Origin of the sequence: Streptomyces sp. NPDC087901 (assembly GCF_044742205.1) — a bacterium.
GTDB lineage: Bacteria > Actinomycetota > Actinomycetes > Streptomycetales > Streptomycetaceae > Streptomyces.
The window spans coordinates 230469-247938 of sequence record NZ_JBIUUC010000013.1 but is presented as its reverse complement, the minus strand read 5'-3'; the positions used below and the strand labels follow the sequence as shown (position 1 = coordinate 247938).

General features: G+C 69.2%; 17 protein-coding genes and 6 pseudogenes. 11 read left to right on the top strand and 12 right to left on the bottom strand.

Annotated elements, in window-relative coordinates; all coding sequences use genetic code 11:
- Window positions 1-159: 159 nt before the first annotated feature.
- Window positions 160-1056 carry a LysR family transcriptional regulator gene (locus ACIOEW_RS32205; protein WP_362557607.1) on the top strand — a complete coding sequence of 299 codons (897 nt, stop codon included), beginning with the start codon at window positions 160-162 and terminating at the stop codon, window positions 1054-1056.
- A 218-nt stretch (window positions 1057-1274) separates the two neighbouring features.
- On the opposite strand, the gene ACIOEW_RS32200 is transcribed toward ACIOEW_RS32205, so the two are convergent.
- A complete protein-coding gene (locus ACIOEW_RS32200; RefSeq protein ID WP_362557606.1) occupies window positions 1275-1850 on the bottom strand; it encodes an XRE family transcriptional regulator in 576 nt (191 codons plus the stop codon).
- A gap of 119 nt (window positions 1851-1969) precedes the next feature.
- On the opposite strand from ACIOEW_RS32200, the gene ACIOEW_RS32195 reads away from it, so the two are divergent.
- From ACIOEW_RS32195 to ACIOEW_RS32185, 3 genes are read left to right on the top strand one after another with little or no spacing between them, the layout of a single operon-like run.
- A complete protein-coding gene (locus ACIOEW_RS32195) occupies window positions 1970-2806 on the top strand; it encodes a DMT family transporter (protein WP_362557604.1) in 837 nt (278 codons plus the stop codon).
- A complete protein-coding gene (locus tag ACIOEW_RS32190; RefSeq protein ID WP_401968140.1) occupies window positions 2803-3180 on the top strand; it encodes an FMN-binding negative transcriptional regulator in 378 nt (125 codons plus the stop codon). Before ACIOEW_RS32195 ends, ACIOEW_RS32190 begins: the two co-directional genes overlap by 4 nt.
- 40 nt (window positions 3181-3220) lie before the next feature.
- Window positions 3221-3928 carry a B3/4 domain-containing protein gene (locus ACIOEW_RS32185; RefSeq protein ID WP_401968094.1) on the top strand — a complete coding sequence of 236 codons (708 nt, stop codon included), beginning with the start codon at window positions 3221-3223 and terminating at the stop codon, window positions 3926-3928.
- Between the two features lie 835 nt (window positions 3929-4763).
- On the opposite strand, the gene ACIOEW_RS32180 is transcribed toward ACIOEW_RS32185, so the two are convergent.
- The 3 genes and pseudogenes from ACIOEW_RS32180 to ACIOEW_RS32170 form a co-directional block, all read right to left on the bottom strand.
- The gene (locus ACIOEW_RS32180) at window positions 4764-4970 is read right to left on the bottom strand and encodes a hypothetical protein (RefSeq protein WP_401968092.1); all 207 of its coding nucleotides are present in this window, start codon (window positions 4968-4970) and stop codon (window positions 4764-4766) included.
- Between the two features lie 88 nt (window positions 4971-5058).
- A complete protein-coding gene (locus ACIOEW_RS32175; protein WP_401968090.1) occupies window positions 5059-7059 on the bottom strand; it encodes a hypothetical protein in 2001 nt (666 codons plus the stop codon).
- Window positions 7060-7345: 286 nt separating this feature from the next.
- Window positions 7346-8257 (bottom strand): annotated as a pseudogene (locus ACIOEW_RS32170) (IS5 family transposase).
- 382 nt (window positions 8258-8639) lie between these two features.
- On the opposite strand from ACIOEW_RS32170, the pseudogene ACIOEW_RS32165 reads away from it, so the two are divergent.
- Window positions 8640-9337 (top strand): annotated as a pseudogene (locus ACIOEW_RS32165) (transposase family protein).
- A 3-nt stretch (window positions 9338-9340) separates the two neighbouring features.
- On the opposite strand, the pseudogene ACIOEW_RS32160 reads toward ACIOEW_RS32165, so the two are convergent.
- Window positions 9341-10628 (bottom strand): annotated as a pseudogene (locus ACIOEW_RS32160) (IS256 family transposase).
- Here ACIOEW_RS32160 and ACIOEW_RS32155 point away from each other — a divergent pair.
- Window positions 10615-10887 carry a hypothetical protein gene (locus tag ACIOEW_RS32155; protein WP_401968088.1) on the top strand — a complete coding sequence of 91 codons (273 nt, stop codon included), beginning with the start codon at window positions 10615-10617 and terminating at the stop codon, window positions 10885-10887. The pseudogene ACIOEW_RS32160 and the gene ACIOEW_RS32155 overlap by 14 nt on opposite strands.
- Before the next feature lie 641 nt (window positions 10888-11528).
- Here the strand turns inward: ACIOEW_RS32155 and ACIOEW_RS32150 are convergent.
- Together ACIOEW_RS32150 and ACIOEW_RS32145 are read right to left on the bottom strand one after the other, a co-directional pair.
- Window positions 11529-11918, bottom strand: coding sequence for a hypothetical protein (locus ACIOEW_RS32150; protein WP_362556414.1), 390 nt, complete (start codon window positions 11916-11918; stop codon window positions 11529-11531).
- Window positions 11919-12062: 144 nt separating this feature from the next.
- Window positions 12063-12194, bottom strand: a pseudogene (locus ACIOEW_RS32145) (IS5/IS1182 family transposase); the annotation flags it as partial.
- Between ACIOEW_RS32145 and ACIOEW_RS32140 the strand changes: the two are divergent.
- Window positions 12142-12582 (top strand): annotated as a pseudogene (locus ACIOEW_RS32140) (DUF1360 domain-containing protein); the annotation flags it as partial. The pseudogenes ACIOEW_RS32145 and ACIOEW_RS32140 overlap by 53 nt on opposite strands.
- 103 nt (window positions 12583-12685) lie before the next feature.
- On the opposite strand, the gene ACIOEW_RS32135 reads toward ACIOEW_RS32140, so the two are convergent.
- Genes ACIOEW_RS32135 through ACIOEW_RS32120 form a run of 4 tightly spaced genes read right to left on the bottom strand, consistent with a single transcriptional unit; the run spans window position 12686 to window position 14732 of the window.
- A complete protein-coding gene (locus ACIOEW_RS32135; RefSeq protein WP_401968085.1) occupies window positions 12686-12916 on the bottom strand; it encodes a tautomerase family protein in 231 nt (76 codons plus the stop codon).
- A gap of 41 nt (window positions 12917-12957) precedes the next feature.
- The gene (locus ACIOEW_RS32130; RefSeq protein WP_401968083.1) at window positions 12958-13146 is read right to left on the bottom strand and encodes a short-chain dehydrogenase/reductase; all 189 of its coding nucleotides are present in this window, start codon (window positions 13144-13146) and stop codon (window positions 12958-12960) included.
- Entirely contained in the window at window positions 13143-13859 is a 717-nt protein-coding gene (locus tag ACIOEW_RS32125) for an SDR family NAD(P)-dependent oxidoreductase (protein WP_401968080.1), read from the bottom strand. The genes ACIOEW_RS32130 and ACIOEW_RS32125 overlap by 4 nt, the downstream gene beginning before the upstream one ends.
- Window positions 13860-13913: 54 nt before the next feature.
- Entirely contained in the window at window positions 13914-14732 is an 819-nt protein-coding gene (locus ACIOEW_RS32120; protein ID WP_401968078.1) for an SDR family oxidoreductase, read from the bottom strand.
- Window positions 14733-14892: 160 nt separating this feature from the next.
- On the opposite strand from ACIOEW_RS32120, the gene ACIOEW_RS32115 reads away from it, so the two are divergent.
- The 3 genes and pseudogenes from ACIOEW_RS32115 (at window position 14893) to ACIOEW_RS32105 (ending at window position 16387) form a co-directional block, all read left to right on the top strand.
- Window positions 14893-15819 carry a helix-turn-helix transcriptional regulator gene (locus ACIOEW_RS32115; protein WP_362556404.1) on the top strand — a complete coding sequence of 309 codons (927 nt, stop codon included), beginning with the start codon at window positions 14893-14895 and terminating at the stop codon, window positions 15817-15819.
- A 200-nt stretch (window positions 15820-16019) separates the two neighbouring features.
- Window positions 16020-16163 (top strand): annotated as a pseudogene (locus ACIOEW_RS32110) (IS5/IS1182 family transposase); the annotation flags it as partial.
- A complete protein-coding gene (locus ACIOEW_RS32105; protein ID WP_401968147.1) occupies window positions 16139-16387 on the top strand; it encodes a hypothetical protein in 249 nt (82 codons plus the stop codon). The pseudogene ACIOEW_RS32110 and the gene ACIOEW_RS32105, both read left to right, overlap by 25 nt.
- Here ACIOEW_RS32105 and ACIOEW_RS32100 read toward each other — a convergent pair.
- The gene (locus ACIOEW_RS32100) at window positions 16318-16506 is read right to left on the bottom strand and encodes a tyrosine-type recombinase/integrase (protein ID WP_401968076.1); all 189 of its coding nucleotides are present in this window, start codon (window positions 16504-16506) and stop codon (window positions 16318-16320) included. The genes ACIOEW_RS32105 and ACIOEW_RS32100 overlap by 70 nt on opposite strands.
- A 488-nt stretch (window positions 16507-16994) precedes the next feature.
- On the opposite strand from ACIOEW_RS32100, the gene ACIOEW_RS32095 reads away from it, so the two are divergent.
- Window positions 16995-17360 (top strand): hypothetical protein, encoded by a 366-nt coding sequence (locus tag ACIOEW_RS32095; RefSeq protein ID WP_401968075.1) that lies wholly within the window; start codon window positions 16995-16997, stop codon window positions 17358-17360.
- Window positions 17361-17470 lie beyond the last annotated feature (110 nt).

Below are 17470 nucleotides of genomic sequence, written 5' to 3'. Positions count from 1 at the left end.
GGAGAAGTCGACGGAGATTCGGGTGTCGATAACCGAAAATTCCGGTGGGCCAAGAATGCAGCCAGTCAGTCATAGCTTCAAATACTTGGCAGGGTTGAATATCATGCCTTTGAGGCATGAAGGTGTCATGCCTCCTCCGTCTCCCGAAGGACCACCGCCATGGAACTCCGAGTGCTGCGCTACTTCCTGACCATCGTGGAGACCGGTTCCGTCACCAAGGCTGCCGAGGTGGTCCGCGTCGCCCAGCCCTCACTGTCGCGCCAACTGCGCGGCCTGGAAGGGGCCTTGGGGATGACGCTCTTCGACCGCGGCGGCAAGCAGATGGTCCTGACGGCGGCGGGCCGGCGCTTCCTTCCTCTGGCCCGCGACCTGGTCGCCCGCGCGGACACCGCCGAGGCCGCAGTCGGTGCGCTGGCTGCCGGTTGTGCCATGCGGATCACCGTGGCGGCGCCGCCCACCACCATCACCGACGTGATCGCGCCGTTCCTGGCCACCTGGGGGCCAGAGGATCCGCTCGTCACCGTGCAGGCGGAGAGTCCGGCACATGCGTACCAGGCCCTTGCGAGGGGCGCCGATGTAGCCATCTCCTCGGCACCTCCGAGGCGCCGTTTCGCCGGGCTCCCGGTGGCCCGCCTGCCGCTGTGGGCCTACGTCCGTGCCGACCACGCCTGGGCGGACCGGGGTCGCGTCACCATCAGGGAACTTGCCGCGGAACCCCTCATCGTCCTCACCTCGGCGCACGGCACCCGCCGCATCCTGGACCATGCCGTGCAGGATGCGGACGCCTCGTACGACATCATGCTCGAATGCGACACCCCGCACGTCGCGCAGGCCATGGCGGCTTCGGGCCATGGTGCCGCGGTGGTCTCCGACGATCCCCGCTTCGACCTGCACCCGCTGCTGATCCTCGACAGCACGGGCGAACCGCTGCAGATCCATCTCCACGCGGCGTGGGACGCCGGCCACTATGCGCTGCGCAGCATCGAGGCATTCGCCGCCGGGTTGTCACGCTTTTGTGTCGAGCGGTATGGGCCACAGGTCGCCGCCCGCCTATGAACTGCAGCGACGACTACAGACCACGGCCCTCACCAGGCCGACGTGGACGCCATCGCTCACGAACTCAACCCCCGTCCGCGCAAGACCCACGGCTACCGCACTCCGGTAGAGATCTACGCTGACCTTTAGAACAGGGTGATGCGCTGACCGCCTGAGCTCGCCATCGTTTGACGACAGACAGGGGATGGTTCGGTGTGGACACCCCGGCCCGCCCAGGACTACGCGGGGCCGGGGGGCAGGTGGACGGTCATGATCAGGTGGCAGGTCTCGGTGCCCGAGCCGCGGTAGGTGTGAGGGGCGTCAGCGTCGAAGGTGGCAGTCTGCCCCGCCTCGACGGGGTGGTCGGTGCCGTTGACGACGAGCACCATCTGCCCGGCGGTGACGTTGACGGTCTCCACGACGCCGGCCTGGTGGGGGTGGCTGGGGTATTCCTCGCCGGGTTCCAGCGTCCAGCGCCAGACCTCGGTGGCTGACGGGCCGCTGGTGGTCAGCATGAGCCGGGCTTCGCTGCCGCGCTCGCCCTTCCACAGGGGCATGACGGTGGCGGCGCTCACCACCCGGACACGTTCCTCGGACCGCCCCTCCATCAGGGCGGAAACGGAGGCGCCGAGGGTGTCGGCAAGGCGGACCAGGGTGGCGAAGTTGGGATTGCCCTGAGCCTTCTCCAGGGCGACCAGGGCGCCCTTGCTGACCTTGGCGCGGCGGCCGAGTTCGTCCAGGGAGAGTCCGGCGCGGGTACGGGCCGCGCGGACGTTGTGCGCGAGCGTCCGCAGTGCCGCCTCGGTCTCGGTCATCGGCTGTCGCCCCCCTTCTAGGTGGATCACTGCAATGCACCGTGCGGTCGTTCGGTTGACGATCTCCGGTCGGTGCGTTGTACGGTGTAGTCGTTCCATTGATAGTAAGGGATGTACCCGTGATCGCTCTGCTGCTGGCCCTGGGCAGTTCCCTGGCCTACGGAGGCGCCGACTTCCTCGGCGGCCTCAGCGCCCGCAAGGCCCACGTCCTGCACACCGTGATGATCGCCGCTCCTGCCTCGCTCACCGTCGAGTTGCTGCTGTGGCCCTTCCTCGGCGCCTCCTTCGCCCCCGCGACCCTCGCGTGGGGTGCCGCCTCCGGTGTCGCGTCGGCCGCCGCGTTCGCGCTGCTCTACCGCACCCTCGCGATCGGCCCGATGAACGTGCTCTCGCCCGTGACCGCGCTCATCTCGGCGATGCTGCCGGTCGGTGTCGGACTGCTGCAGGGCGAGCACCTGGGTATGGCCGGGCTGATCGGCCTGCCGCTGGCGCTCGCTGCGGTGGTACTGATCAGCGCCGGACACGGCGCCGGCAACATGCGCCCGTCGCGGACCGCGATGCTGATGGCCTTCGGCGCCGGGGCCGCCATCGCCCTGCAGCTCATCTTCCTGCACCAGGCGCCGACCGACAGCGGGGTGGGCCCGCTGATCGTCGGCCGCGCCGTGTCCTCCGCGGTCACTCTGACCGCCGCCGGGCTGATGTCAAGGCGGCTGGGCCCAGAGAAGCCCGCCTACGCGATGTCGGCGGCGGCGGGCGTGCTCGACTCGGTGGCCAACCTGCTGTTCCTGCTCGCCGCCCGCAGCGGCGACCTGGCCGTCGTTGCCGTGATAACCGCCCTGTACCCGGCCGGCACCGTCCTGCTCGCCCGCGGCGTCCTGGCCGAGCGTATCCACCGCACCCAGCTGGTCGGCCTGGGCACCGCCGCCGTCGCCGTCAGCCTCCTCGCCCTCACCTGACCCCACAAGCCGAGAAAGGCCTCCCCACCAGCTACTACGCGGCCGTCCAGTTCACCTGCCAGGCCACCATCGTCGACGACCCGGCTGACAAGGCGGCACTGCTGCGCCGGCAGATGTCACACTTCCAGCCCGACGGCGACCACGCCCCCATCGACCCCGCTCAGCCGCCTTACGGGCGGATGCTGCCCGGCATCCGCGGCCTGCGCCTGGACGTCACCTGGGTCTGCGCAAAGTTCAAGTACGACGACCACAAACCCGTCGAGCAGCGCACCGACACCGCCCGCCGGCTCACCGAACGCGGCCAGGGCCTGGACGCGCCCACCGCAGCGCAGCAACTGCGCCGCCTGGACCACACCGGCTCCTGGAGAGCCTGACCCCGCCCCCCGCCCGCACTCCCGAAAACGGACCCTCTCGATGACCACCTTCCGCATCAGCCCCGCCGTCGCGGACGCCTTCCCCGACACCCTCATCGCCGTCGTCACCGCCACCGGCCTTCGCGGCCACCAGCCCTGGCCGGTCACCACGACCACTTTGGAAGACCTGGAACAGCAGCTCGCGGCCGGCACCTGGGCCCCCGCCGACGAGGCCGACCCGCGCATCGAGGCATGGCACACCGCCTACCGCTCCTTCGGCACCAACCCGCGCCGCATCCGTCCCAGCGTCGACGCGCTGGGCCGCCGCATGGCCAAGAAGGGCACCCTGCCCCGGATCAACCCGGCCGTCGACTCCTACAACACGGTCTCCGTGCGCCACGCCCTGCCCGCCGGCGCCTTCGACCTCGGCCACGTCACTGGCGACGTCGATATCCGGCACGCCGACGGCACCGAGACCTTCACCCCGCTCGGCGAACCCGACACCGTCGAGCACCCCAAGCCCGGCGAGATCATCTACCGCGACACCACCGACGTGCTCACCCGCCACTGGAACCACCGCGACGCCCACCGCACCCGCGTCACCGAAGACTCCACCCACGTCGCCTTCGTCCTCGAGACCCTCCACCACACCCGGGACGGACACCGCCTCACAACCGCCGTCGGCGAGCTGCGGGACCTGCTCACCGCGCACTCGGCTGGGAGCACCGTCCACTACCTCAGCCCCGAACACCCCCAGGTCAGCGTCTGAACCACACTCCCGCGTACCGAGCCTGAACACGGCGGGACGCGAACTGGCCAGCGCCTCAGGCTGCCTCCACTCACTTCTGGACGCCGCCGTCGACCTCGTCCAGCTCCAGCGCGTCCGGGCGCGCAGCGGGCGCAGGGCGCCGGCGGCCGGGACGGCTAGTGCGTGATCACCCTGTTCAGGTTGACCCGGCTGGGGGCCAGGCCCAGGAGCGGGTCCGGCGTCTGAATTGCGGGACCCCACCCTGCAAGGCGGGCGGACAGCTCTTGACGGCAGAGAAACGTGGGAGGGGGCCCGGCAGATGCCGGGCCCCCTCCCATGAGTCGCCAGCGGGGTGCGTCAACTGCGGTTGACGCACCCGGTCTCAGGGGTCCTTCTGACCATGGGTGACGTCGAACGTGACGTCGCTGGCCGTCCTGCGTCCTTCCATCTCGCTGGGGGTGCCGGCAGGAGTTGAGCAGCGGGATATTCCGTTGCTGAGAGACACCCGGCGCCGTTCTCCCCCGCGTCGGCCGTGACTGCGGTGTTGCCATGCTGTGGAACGGCCCGACCAGGATCGGCAACTACAACGAGGGCATCCGCATCCCCGAGCCCGTGCACCAGCGTCTCGACGCCCGCCGAAGCAGATCTTCGAGAAGCCGGCTTCGACCCCGATGAGGCCTTCAGTAACATGACGCTGCTGACGCACGCAATCGATGTCGAGGTGATGCACTAGCTGCTGGCGTACTTCGTGCAGCGCTACGGGGTCAGCGCGGCCCCCGCCCCGGACGCCCGGAAGCGGGAGCGCCCGTGACAGCGGAGACCGTGCCGGCGGCCCAGCAGGTACGCGAGCGGGTGCTCAGCTGGTGCTCAGCGACGCGTCGTCGATGACGAACGACGTCTGGAGCGAAAAGTCCTCCGTCCCGGAGAAGCGCAGCGTGACATTCTGCCCGGCGTACGCCGACAGGTCGAAGGTTCGCAAGGTGAAGCCGGGCGCGGCGTCGGTGTTGGACCAGGTGGCCAGCGGATGCGCGGTGCCGGAGGAGTCCAGCACGGCGGTGGCCATCGTGTCGGGGGTTCGACGGCTTGCGTCTTCGCGGTGTCAATGTGCAGGTGGAAGGCCAGGTGAGCGTGGCAGCCGTCGGCCGGGATCGTCACCGTTTGCGTGAGCTTGTCGGTGTGCGTGGTGCCGAAGCCGTCGATCCAGGCGAATCATGTGCCGCTGTGCGGCACTTCCCCGGGTTGCTGGCGACCTTGTCGTCCGCCGTCCGCGGCGATGTCGTCCTGGTCGCGAAGCCGCCGTTGCCGAGCAGTTGGCCGACCATGCACGTCCCGCCGCCACCGCCGGTGGCGGGCAGCTTGTACGCCTGCGCGGCCGCCGCCGTCCAGTCGAACTCGTCGTTGTCGCTGAAGTAATAGTAGGTGGCGCCGTTGGGCAGCATCGCCGCGGTGATGCCGCCGAAGCCGGACATGAACGGCACGTACACCGGGTTGGTGAACACCGGGTTGTCCGCCGAGGTGAACCGCCGGGCCCACAAGCCGTCCTGGTACTGGTAGGTCTTGCCGGTCGTGTCGACGGTCGTGATAATGCCGCGGTTCGCCGGGTTCTGCTGCATCGCGTCGGCGAGCAGCGTCGGGTCGAGCTTCTGCGCGCCGCCGATCTTCCCGACGTCGGCGTTCAGGAGCCGGCTGACCTTGGCGATGTCGTCCTGCGTGTAGAACAGGCCGTACCCGCCGAACGGCTGCCCGGTGGCGCTGTTGTCGGTGCGCTCGGTGGTGAGCACGTCCGGGCTCAGGTGCAGCGGGACCAGCACCTGGTCGCGGATCCAGCGGTAGATGTCGCTGCCGGCGCCGGCCTTGGACACCAGGTAGTTCTGCATCGCCCGGGCCAGCACGAAGGTGTCGGAGGAGTGATAGACCCACTTCGTGCCGGGCTCGGCGGAGTGCGGGAAGGCCAGCGCGGCGGTCATCTTCGGCCCGTACGCCTCGGCGTCGAAGAACGCCATCATGCCGCTGCCGGCCTCGTCGGCCTCGAAGGCGCTGGAGGAGTAGTTGCCGGTGGCCATGTTCGCGGCGTCCTGGAACGTGACGCCGTTCCAGGCGGAGGTGTCCGCCTCGCTGACCCAGTCGCGGATCAGCTGCGACGGCACGGACGAACCGTAGACCTGCGTCAGCCGCATCAGCACGATGCCCGCGAACGTCGTCTTGGCCAGCGAGTACGACGGCAGCACCATCTGGTTGCAGTACGGGTACGCGCCCTGCCGGGTTCTACACGCGCCAACGTAGTTCACCCCGCCGTAGGACACGCCATACGTACTCAGTGCCGAGGCGGTGATGCCGCTGCCGAACGCGCGGGTGTCGATGCCGACGTTCGGGTAGTCGGTGCTCAGCGCGCTGATCGGCTTGGTCGGGATGCGGCCCGCGACCTCGGCGGCGTACGCGTTGTTCAGCTTGGTGTCACCGGTCACGGTGTGCCGGGAGTAGGTCGCACCGACCTGGCCCCACATGTCGAACTGGAAGTACTCGCACGTCTCGTGCGTGATCTGGTAGCGGACCTGGGAGATCTTGCTGCCGTCGAAGAGGAAGGTCAGCAGGCCGTTGTGCACGCAGTTGGCGTTGCGCTCGACCAGCGCGAAGGGCAGCGAGACGCGGGTGCGGCCGCCGTCGCCGTTCTCGTTCCAGGCGCGGCCGCCCCCGACGATCAGGTTCCAGTACGCGCTCTTGGTGATCTGCAGGCCGCGGACTGCAGGGATGACGTGGCTGCCGTTCTGCACGAGGTCGATGCTCACCGGCGGCAGGTGCTTGAGCGCGGCGGTGGCCGCGTAGTGGTAGGGGTCCTTGACGGCGCGGAAGCCGCCTGCGGTGGCCAAGCCGTCAAGCTTCAGGGTGCCCTCGAAGGAGTGCGTCGGGGCGGCGGCCGCCGCGGGCAGCGCGAAGGCGTCGTTGGCGACGGTGCCGGTGGCCGCGCCGCGGGTCAGGTCGGCGGCGGCCAGCACCGACCTGGTCACAGCACCGCTGCCGGTGAGCGGATCACCGGGCACGGCGGACGCCGCGGACGCGGGTCTCGCCGCCAGCGGTGAAAACGGCACGAGGGCAAGTGCCAGTACGAGGACGGTCAACAGGGCCCAGCGGCGCCGGGCGTACAAGGGGGACACAGTGAACTCCTCGGGAACGCGAAGGGGTGGTGCCCGCATTCTGGGTACGCGCAGTGCTGCCGTCGAAGACCAATGGGGGTTCGACGGCATGCCTCGAAGGCATCGGCGGGGGTCAGAGGACGGCCGGGCCGACGGCCGCCGAGGGGCCAGAGCTCATGGGGTTCGCAAACCGCCGCTGGTGGGCAGTCAGCAGCCGGGCGAGGAACTTCCCGTTGTGGCGCGGCACTGGAGTGACCCCTAGAGGTCCGACACTTCCGTTTTATGCCGCGAGGTCGAGTCGCTGTCGCTAAGGCCTGTCAGACAAATGATCATCTAGCGGGGTCGCTGAGCCACAGGATCAGAGCCGCCAGGACGATTCCAGCCCGGTAGCGATCGGCGAGCTGGTCGAACCTGGTCGCGATCGCACGGAACTGCTTGAGGCGGGCGAAGCATCGTTCGACCACGTTGCGGTCGCGGTAGATGTCCCTGTCGAAGGCGGGTGGGCGACCGCCGTGGGATCCACGTCGCCGGCGGTTGGCCATCTGGTCTCGGCGTTCGGGAATCGTGGCAACGATGCCCCGGCGCCGCAGCAGGTGGCGTATCGCCCGGCTGGAATACGCCTTGTCGCCCAGCACCCGCGCCGGTGTCGTGCGAGGTCGGCCCGCAACGGCGCGCGGGATGCGGATACTGTCGAGGACCTGGCCGAAGGCGGTGGCGTCGTTGACGTTGCCGGGTGTGAGCACGATGGACAGAGGGAGGCCTTGCCCGTCGACGGCGACGTGGACCTTGGTGGTCAGCCCACCCCGGGACCGGCCGAGTACCTGGCGCGCCTGCGAACGGCCCGGATCTTCCAGTTCGTCCCCATCTGCGGCCCCTTTTTGCGGGCGCCGGCCGCGTGTTGGTGGGCCGGGTTGATCGTGGAGTCAACGGAGACGGTCCACTCCACCCGGCCTGCCGCTTCATCGCGGACCTGGACGTGTTCCAGCAGCTTCGCCCAGGTCCCGTCCGTTTCCCGGCGGGCGAACCGCTCGTAGGCGGTCTGCCAGGGCTCGTATCGCTCGGGCAGATCGCGGCACGGCGCACCGGTCCGCAGCCGCCACAGCACCCCGTTGACCACCTGCCGGTGATCACGCCATGGACGACCACGTCCATCCACACGCGGCAACAGGGGCTCTATTGGCTCACACGCCGCATCCGTCAACTCACCTCGACCTGCCACAAGATCAATGACCAGAGTGCCCGCACTCGGACTCCCACCCGGGGTTTGTCACGAACCGGCTCAGCCGATAGGTGGTCGGCAGCGCCAGGCGCCCGCACAGCGTGTCGATCCGGATCATCGCCCCGTCGACTCCTGCCTTCCGAAGAACGCGCAACTGCGTACGTATCTCCGTCTGGTCCCGAGTCTCAACAATCACTTCCCACTGCCCCGCGTCCGGTGCGGTGCGAGCGGCAAGCTGCTGCCTCGCGGCCTCTTGTCGCCGCCTTCTTTTCCCCTGTCCTGGCACCTGCCCAGAATCACGGGCCGGCGTCAGGACGGCAAGGCAATTGGACCGGGCAAGCGCATCCCGGCTCTGTGATCATTGCTCGTCGAATGGGTCACGATGCTCATCGTCACCCGCGAGAAGGACCTCCGCTGCAAGCTCCCGCCTCACCAACGTGGGCCCGTCGCCCTCGTGTACCTGCGCAAGCACGAGCCGTTCACGCCTATCGCCGCCGACTTCGGCAGCTCGGTGGGAACCGCGCACGCCTACACCAACATGGTCATCGATCTGCTCGCCGCGCAGGCTCCCGGCCTGCTGAAGGTCCTGCACGAGACCGAGCCCGACCACGTCCTGCTGGACGGCACCCTCGCCGAGTGCGACCGCGTCGGGGACCGCCGGGCCGACTACTCCCACAAGCACCGCCGCCACGGCGTGAACCTCCAGGTCGTCGCCGACCCAGACGGCCGGACCCTGTGGCTGTCCCCGGCCCTGCCGGGACCACCCACGATCTGACCGCTGCCGCACCCACCGGATCATCCGGATCCGTGAACGGCAAGGCGTCCCCGTCCTGGCCGACCACGCCTACCAGGGCGCCGGCCCCTGGGTGACCACCGGCCGCAAACGGCCGCCCGGAGGAGAGCTGACACCGACCGAACGCACCGTCAACCGAGCCATGCCACGGCACGCGTTCCCGTCGAACGCGGCGTCGCCCGCCTCAAGCAGTGGAGCATCTTCCGCGCGCACGCTGCAGCCCAAATCGAATGACGTCCATGAGTCGAGCCGGGCTGTCAAACGAACGGTGTATCTCGTGTTGTTGAGGGTTACTGTCGGGCTGCGGAGAGTCGGCCATCGAAGGTGACGTCGAAGGCGTTCAGTGCGGTCTTCCAGCGCATGGTCCAGCGGGCCTGGCCCTTGCCGGTCGGGTCGAGCGACATGATCGCCATGTAGACGCACTTCAAGGCGGCTTGCTCGTTAGGGAAGTGTCCGCGGGCCTTGACCGCCCGCCGGATCCGCGCGTTGACGGACTCGATCCCGTTCGTCGTGCAGACGATGCGGCGGATCTCGGTGTCGAAGCGGAGGAACGGCGTGAACTCCTCCCACGCGTTCTCCCAGAGCCGGACGATCGCCGGATACTCCTTGCCCCAGGCGTCGGCGAACTCGGCGAACCGCTCGAGTGCGGCATCCTCGACGCGGTGTAGACGGGCGTGAGGATCTTCGCGATCTTGTCCCAGTCCTGACGGGCGGCATAGCGGAAGGAGTTCCGCAGCAGGTGGACCACGCACGTCTGCACGATCGTCTTCGGCCAGACCGTCTCCACCGCGTCGGGCAGCCCCTTCAGCCCGTCACAGACGAGCATGAGCACGTCGTTCACGCCGCGGTTCTTGATCTCGGTGAGGATGTGCATCCAGTGCTTGGCGCCCTCGCCGCCGTCGCCGGCCCACAGCCCGAAAATGTCCCGGCGGCCCTCGGCCGTGACCGCCAGGGCGACGTAGATGGGCCGGTAGGCGACCGCGCCGTCGCGGATCTTCACGTGGATCGCGTCGATGACGACCACCGATAGACGGCGTCCAGGGGCCGGTTCTGCCATTCGGCCATGCCCTCGAGGACCTTGTCGGTGATCGTGGAGATCCCCTGGCGGGACACGTCGGCGCCGTAGACCTCGGCGAGGTGGGCCTGGACCTCACCGGTGGTCAGGGCCCTTCGCCGCGAGTGAGATGACCATCTCATCGACGCCGGACAGGCGCTTCTGGCGCTTCTTGACGATCTTCGGTTCGAAGGAGCCCTCGCGGTCGCGGGGCACGGATATCTCCACCGGGCCGACATCGGTCAGTACGGTCTCGGCGCGGGTGCCGTTGCGTGAGTTGCCGCCGTTCTTTCCCGCCGATCGTGCTTGTCATAGGCGAGATGGTCGGTGATCGCGCCCTCGAGGGCCGACTCCAGGAGTCGCTTCGTCAGCTGCTGGAGTAGCCCGCCCTCACCGGTCAGCTGCAGGCCCTCGGCCTGAGCCCAGCCCACCAGTTCATGAATCAGCCGGGTGTCCACAGACTTCGCTGGCGCCGCCTCAGACGGCTCTCCAGGTTCGGCCTCGGTCACGTTGTCGCTCGTCATCGATGCATCTTCCATGATCGGGAGTTACACCGAACGTTTTACAGTCCCCGGCCTGGCAGCCCTTACGCAGTGGGTCGAACGGGAAGGCGCGGACCGGGCGGTGCCACGTGGCCGCGGTGAGCCGATCGCGGTCGACGGTGAGGCACAGCCGGTGATCGTGAAGCTCGGCGTATGGATTTCGAACACACGCGCGAGGCGCGAGAAGCTCGCCGCTGACCAACTCGCCGCAATCGCGGCGCTGGACGTGGACTGGGCGTGACACCGGCTGCGGCTGGTCATTAAAGGACGGCCAAGCGAAGTGCGCCGAGAGGCCCCGGGCGTCATCGCCCGGGGCCTCGTGCCGTCGGCGGCCGGCGGCTCCGCCCGGACATGGCGCGGGCCTGCAACGCGAGGTGCACACCGGTTTCACGAACCTCTATCCGAGGCATCACCGCAGTTCAGAGCGCGATGCGCGGCGGTGTTGCACTGAACGTGTCGCCCTGGCCGCTTTCGATGCTGCAGCCGCTGCGTGGCGTGAGGCCCTCGAGGACCTGGACGAGGACGTCCTCGCCGAGGCCGCCGCCGAAGCGCGGGCCTTCGGCGCCGGCCCGGCGGCCGCCGTCGACGAGCTGGTGCGCGGCCTGCTCGGGCAGTTGGCCGACTGGCAGCAGTCGATCGGCGAGCTGGGCCGCGTGCTCACCACGGCAACTGAAGGCCGACCGCTAATCCGCTGGTCCACCGATGCCGGCCGCACCGAGGGCATCGGGTGGCGCCAGGCCCGCACCACGCTGCTCGAGGCCGTCGCACGCCACCACCACGCCCACCTGCTCGCCGCCATCATCGAGCTCGGCGGTGAGCTGCAGCTCCCAGCTACCCGTAACGGGCGCTTCAGGGGCGCGGTCATCCCAGAAGGCTGCGCGGTCAGCGCCGGCCGCCGCCGATGCGGCGGTCGTCGGCCAGTGCGGTCAGCGGGCCGAACTCGCTGGCAAGCTGGTTCCACGTCAGAACCTCGCCACAGCGGGCCGGGAACTCCTTCGGGTTGAACTCGGGCATGGTCCAGGTGCCAGTGCCCCGGTCCCGCAGCCACAGGTCCCCGTCACCGTCGACCACAGTCGGCGGGACCGGTACGGGCTCGGCCTGATCGGTGGGCTCCCAGGTGACCCGGCCCGGGTGGGAAACGCGGCGCAGCTCGGTGGTGGCCAGCCGCGCGGCCAAGTCACGGGTGGACTCTTCTGCGTCCTTGACCGACGCGAGTCGGAATGCGTCGTCAAGTACGGGCAGGGCTGGATTCTTGCTGCGCTTTGAACTCATACGCTGACTACCTCCGGTGGGGGGCGTCACATCCGTTATGGCGCCCCGTAGAGGAACACGGTATCCGAGGCGGGAGCCGGGCCGGCTACGACCACTGTCCAGGTGGAGGCGCTGGCACACCGGGCGGTGGGCTAGGGAGTGTCTTCAAAGGGGGCGAATCCAGAGAAGGAGTGAGGCGATGGTGACTGCCGCTTCGTAGGATTCACAGGTTTCGTCGTAGCGGGTGGCGATCGCGCGGTATTGCTTCAGTCGGTTGAAGCATCGCTCGACGACGTTGACTTGCCGGGGCTCTACGGCAGAAAGATGGGGCGCTCGCCGGTCTGGTTGCCTTTCCATCTGCGTAATCGGGGCCGGCCTGGTCGCGGCGGTGCGTGCGAGGCAGCGCCCGCTACCGCCGCCTTCCGCCTTCGATCTGCTGCTCCTGACGGGCGCGACCCATCAGGTCACCCGGCTGCTCGCCAAGGACCCGGTGACCAGCCCGCTGAGGGCGCCGTTCGCGCGGTACCGGGGCACGTCGGGCCCGGCAGAGCTCCAGGAGGACGTCCGCGGCAGCGGCCTGCAGCACGCCGTCGGAGAACTGGTCACCTGCCCGTTCTGCCTCGGCGTGGGGGCCACCGCGCTGGCAGTCGGCCTCCTGATGGCTCCTCGTGCCACCCGCCTGGCCGACGCGCCCCTCGACGGCGCCGCGGCCCGCACTCGGGTCCTCAACGCCGACCGGGGGTCCTCGGTTTCCGGGTGTTGTCTTGGCCGAATGACGGCCGGTGCGGTCAGGCGCCGCTGGTGCCGGTCGATGTTGCCTCGCCGAGGATGGCCAGGGTCAGCACGTTGCCGGAGATGCCCCAGCCGCCGTCGGCGACCTCCTCGACCAGAACCATGGTGTTGTTGCGAGCGCGCTCACCGTAAATCTCGACGTACAGCTCGGTGGTGCGGGTGACGATCTCCTCCTTCTGCTTCGGGGTGAGGGTCTTCTCGGGGACCTTGAAGTTCGCGAAAGGCATGGCTGGTTGTTCCTTCTCTCAGTGGGGCGTTACAAGGGGTGTTACAGGGAGCTGCCTGCGGTGAGCAGGCTGTCCAGTCCGATGCGGCGGAAGAAGTCGGCGCGGAGGCGGTCGGCGACCGCGGAGACGACTTCGCTGCCGTCCCGGCTGGGGTCTATGTGGGTGCGCAGCGGCCGAGTGCCGTGTTTCATCGCGACCAGTCGCGCGACGGCTTCGGCGACCTCGGTCACATCGGCGTCCGAAGGGATGAGCGCGCGGCCAGGCGCTTGCTCAGATCGCCCGTAAGGGGTCGGTGACGCTGGTCGTAGGCTTCCGCACAGTCGGCGTCGGCGGGGGCGCCGACGTTGGCGAAGTGGTTGGTGCCGGTGGTGAACGCACCGGGCACCACGATCGCGGTGTCGATGCCGAACGGGAGCACCTCGGCGGCGTAGCTGACGGCCAGGGCGTCCGTCGCGGCCTTGGCGGCGAAGTACGGGGCCAGGAATGGGGGGCAGCCGCCGCGGGTGCTGGAGCTGCCGATCCACACCAGCAGCCCCGAGCCCTGCTCACGCAGCTTCGGCAGGGCGGCGCGGTTGACGCGCTGGGTGCCCAGAACGTTCACGTCGTACAGGTCCGCGAACTGCTCGGCGGTGAACGCCTCGGCGGGGCCCAGGACCATGTGCCCGGCGTTGTGCACGACCGCGTCCAGCCGGCCGCGCTCGGCGAGGATCCGGTCGACTGCGGCGTCGGCGGAGTCCTGGGAGGTGACGTTCAGCTCGACGGCGTGCACGTCGACCCGGTGGTCGGTGCCATAGCGCGTCAGGTCGGCCGCCGCGGTGCGTTGCGGGTCGCGATCTGGCGGATGCCCGCGTACACGCTGTGACCGGAGAGGGCCAGAGCACGCACGGATACCGCTGGAGGCCCCGGCGACGAGGATGACCTTCCCGGTTCCGTCGTTTCCCATGACCGGGCCCTTTCGTTGATCGATTCGTTGATCGAGGGGGTGGCTGCGGGCGGTTCAGATGATTCCGCCGTTGGCGCGGATGACCTGTCCGTTGATCCAGTGGCCGGCCGGGGAGGTCAGGAAGGCGACGACCTCGGCGATGTCGGCAGGGGTACCGAGGCGCTCCAGCGGAGGTTGGGCGGCCAGGCAGGCGATGGTCTCCTCGTCCTTGCCGTCCAGGAACAGGTCGGTGGCCGTGGGACCGGGCGCGACACTGTTGGCGGTGATGTCACGGCCCCGCAGCTCCCGGGCCAGGATCAGCGTCAGCGCCTCGACCGCGCCCTTACTGGCGGCGTACGCGCCGTAGCCAGGGAAGGCCAGCCCCACCACGGACGAGGAGAACGTCACGATCGCGCCGCCGGGGCGCACATGACGGGCGGCCTGCTGGACGACGACGAACGTGCCGCGGATGTTGGTGCGGTGCAGATCGTCCAGGACAGTCAGGTCCAGCTCGGCGATCGGCGCCAGGTGCATCCGCCCGGCCGCGTGCACGACGACATCGACGCCCCCGAACTCTGCTTCGGCCGCGTCGAACAAGGCTGCGACCGCGTGTTCGTCGGCGACGTCCGCGCGCACGGTGATCGCCCTGCCGCCGCTGGTGACGGCCTCCTTCACGGCGGCTTCAGCCTCGTCCTGGTTGCCGGCGTAGCCGACCACGACGGCGTACCCGTCGGCGGCCAGCCGGCCGACGGTCCGGCGGCCGATGCCGCGCGAGCCACCGGTGACGATCGCGACACGGGGTGAGGCGGAGGACTGGGCCGAGGCAGCGGTCCCGTCGGGGGAGGTGGTCCCGCTGGGGGAAGCGGTTCCGCCGGGCGAAGTGGGGATGGGCATGGCTGACTCCTGGGGTGGGTGGGGGGCTTGGGCCGCGGTCTTGCCGTTGCCCTGCCGCGTCCTCCACGATCGTCCGGTTCCCCGTCCCCAGCCAGGGCTGCGTCTACCCAGGGGACGCCACCCCCTGGCTGTGCTCCGGCGTACGAGCGACCATGGAGGGGTGAACCTTCCAGAACTCGGCGCTTTCCTCAGGACACGCCGCGACCGCATCCGCCCCGCCGAGGTCGGTCTCCCCGGAGGCCCGCGACGGCGCGTCCCCGGGCTGCGCCGCGAGGAAGTCGCGCAGCTGGCAGGGCTGTCAGCCGACTACTACACCGAGCTGGAACGTGGCAGCGCGAAGAACGGCGTGCAGCCCTCCACCCAGACCGTGGCCGCCCTCGCCCGCGCCCTGCGCCTGAACGGCGACGAGCGCGACCACCTGTTCCACCTGGCCGAACGGCCGATCCCCCCATCAGCACACGGACCATCGGCACACGTGCAGCCCGCGCTCCTCGGACTCCTGGACCGGCTGTCCAACACCCCCGCGCGCGTCATCACCGACCTGCACGAAACTCTGGTGGAAAACGACCTGGCCCTGACTCTGCTCGGCAATTCCCCGGCACGCCGCGGCCCGGCGGCGAGCTTCGTGTACCGCTGGTTCACCGACCCGCAAACTCGCGAGATCTTCCCGCCCGAGGATCATCCGCACCACTCCCGGGTGTTCGTGGCCGACCTCCAGGCAGCGGCTGCCCGGCGCGGCCGGGACGCGGAGGTCACGGAGATGATCGCCGTGCTACGCCGCCGTAGCCAGGAGTTCGCAGCCCTCTGGGACACCCACGACGTCGCGGTGCGCCGCAAGGACCACAAGAGGATCGTCCACCCCATGCTCGGCGTCATCGAACTCGACTGCTACAACCTCCTCAGCGAGGACGGACGGCAACGCCTGCTGTGGTTCACCGCCCCACCCGGAAGCCCAGGAGCCGAGCAACTGGAACTGCTGTCTGTCATAGGGACCCAGGAGCTGAGCGTCACGGAGGCCATGGCGCCTGAGAGGTCGTCCGATCAAGGCGTGGCGGCCCCCACCCCCGCCTGCAGTCCCGGTTCGTGAGCGACGAGTTCAAGGGCCTGGAAGCGCACGCCTGCCCAATGTCCGCCTGCGCCGCCCCGGCGGGCTCCCCGTGCCGGACCGGCAAGGGCAAGGTGGCCATCCATTATCACACCGCCGCTTCCGCCTCGTGCCCCAGCTAGCCAAGGCCCCCTGCCCCAGCTAGAGCGTGTCTCTTTGATGGGTTGAGCTGTTGATCGGATGTGTCTGTCCGATTGGTGATCAGTGATGTTATGTGGGACCGGATCGAGCCGCTAATGTCGGCCGATCCGGTCCGCGGGCGACGATGGGCGAACCACCGCCGCACCCTGAAGGCGATCGCGTGGAAGTACCGCACGTGCGCGCCCACGATGCCGGGGTCATCATCGGCCCCGACCTCACCTGGGCTGACGGCCGCTGGACCGCCCACCCCGACAAGAGTCGCGACGAAACCCTCCGCCACCTCCCCGCCGACGTGGGTTCCTCTCCGGTGAGCTCGCCGAGCGTGCTGGTCACGGCGCGTCAGTACGCGTCCTCAATGAACGTGGCCGAGGGCCGGACGTATCTCATGGTCGAACTGACGGTCCAGTGACCGAGTAGCTGCTGGATGGCCACCAGGTCCACTCCGCGCTCGTAGTTGTGGGTCGCGCAGGCCCTCCGCAGGGCATGAGGGCTGAACCGGTCGGCAGCCGGGCGGCCCTCCAGCTCCATCAGATAGCGCAGGCGATTGCGGACGGTCCCCCATCGAGGATCCCGAACCTGACGGGCCCGTGGGGGCAGAACGGGCGAGGACCGGCCGGCGCCCAGCGCCACCAGTCTTTACAAAGACCTCGCACGGTCGGAGGTGTCGTAGGGATCACCACGACACCGACCGGACCAGACACGTCCTGCCCCGGGCTGGACAATGCCGGCCCCAGGCCAATCCGAGAGGCTGCGCCATCTTGAAGTAGCTGGTCAGAGTGCTGGTGTGACGCCGGTTCGAGGTGCTCGTGCTGGTCGTGGGCGGCAGTTGGGGGTGTAGATCGGGTGCGTTTACGGATTCCCGTCCGTCGTCGCGGGTACCGTTCCTACGCTCCGGCGCATGATGGATCGCGAAGTGCTGGAGCTGATCGCCGCGCGGCGTGCGAAGCTGGACGGGCTAGAAGAACAGCTGGTCAAGCAGCTGTCGGAGGTATCGGGCTGAGCGGGATGAGCTCGCCGTGGCCGAGCGGGTGTGGCAGCGGATGAGTGACCAGCTCGCTGACGAGCGCATGGAGGCTGGGTCGCCGGTCGTCCAGGTGGCGGGTCGGGCGGTGCGGCTGGTTCCGGATCGTGCGCCGGGGTTGGCTGAGTCTGTGGTGCCGGCGGAGTACCAGCGCATCCTGGCCGCCGTGCGGCAGGCTGGCGGCCCGGTCTCCACCCGCCAGATCGGCGAGGTACTGGGCTTGGACACCGGGGTGAGGGGCAGGCTGGACCCGCTGCGCGGGAAGCTCACGAAGCTGGCCGACCGCGGCTGGCTGCCACAAACGCCCCGACGGGAAGTGCACCACCCGCGCGTGACCAGGCCGCACAGCGACGGGGCGTAACCGAGCTTCCCACAGCGGCTGCTGGAAGTGTGGGACGAATGCCAAAGGCCGGGCCGGGGGCCGCCGTGTCCCTGGTTTGCCAGTGCCGCCTGCCGCTGTCCACGCACACC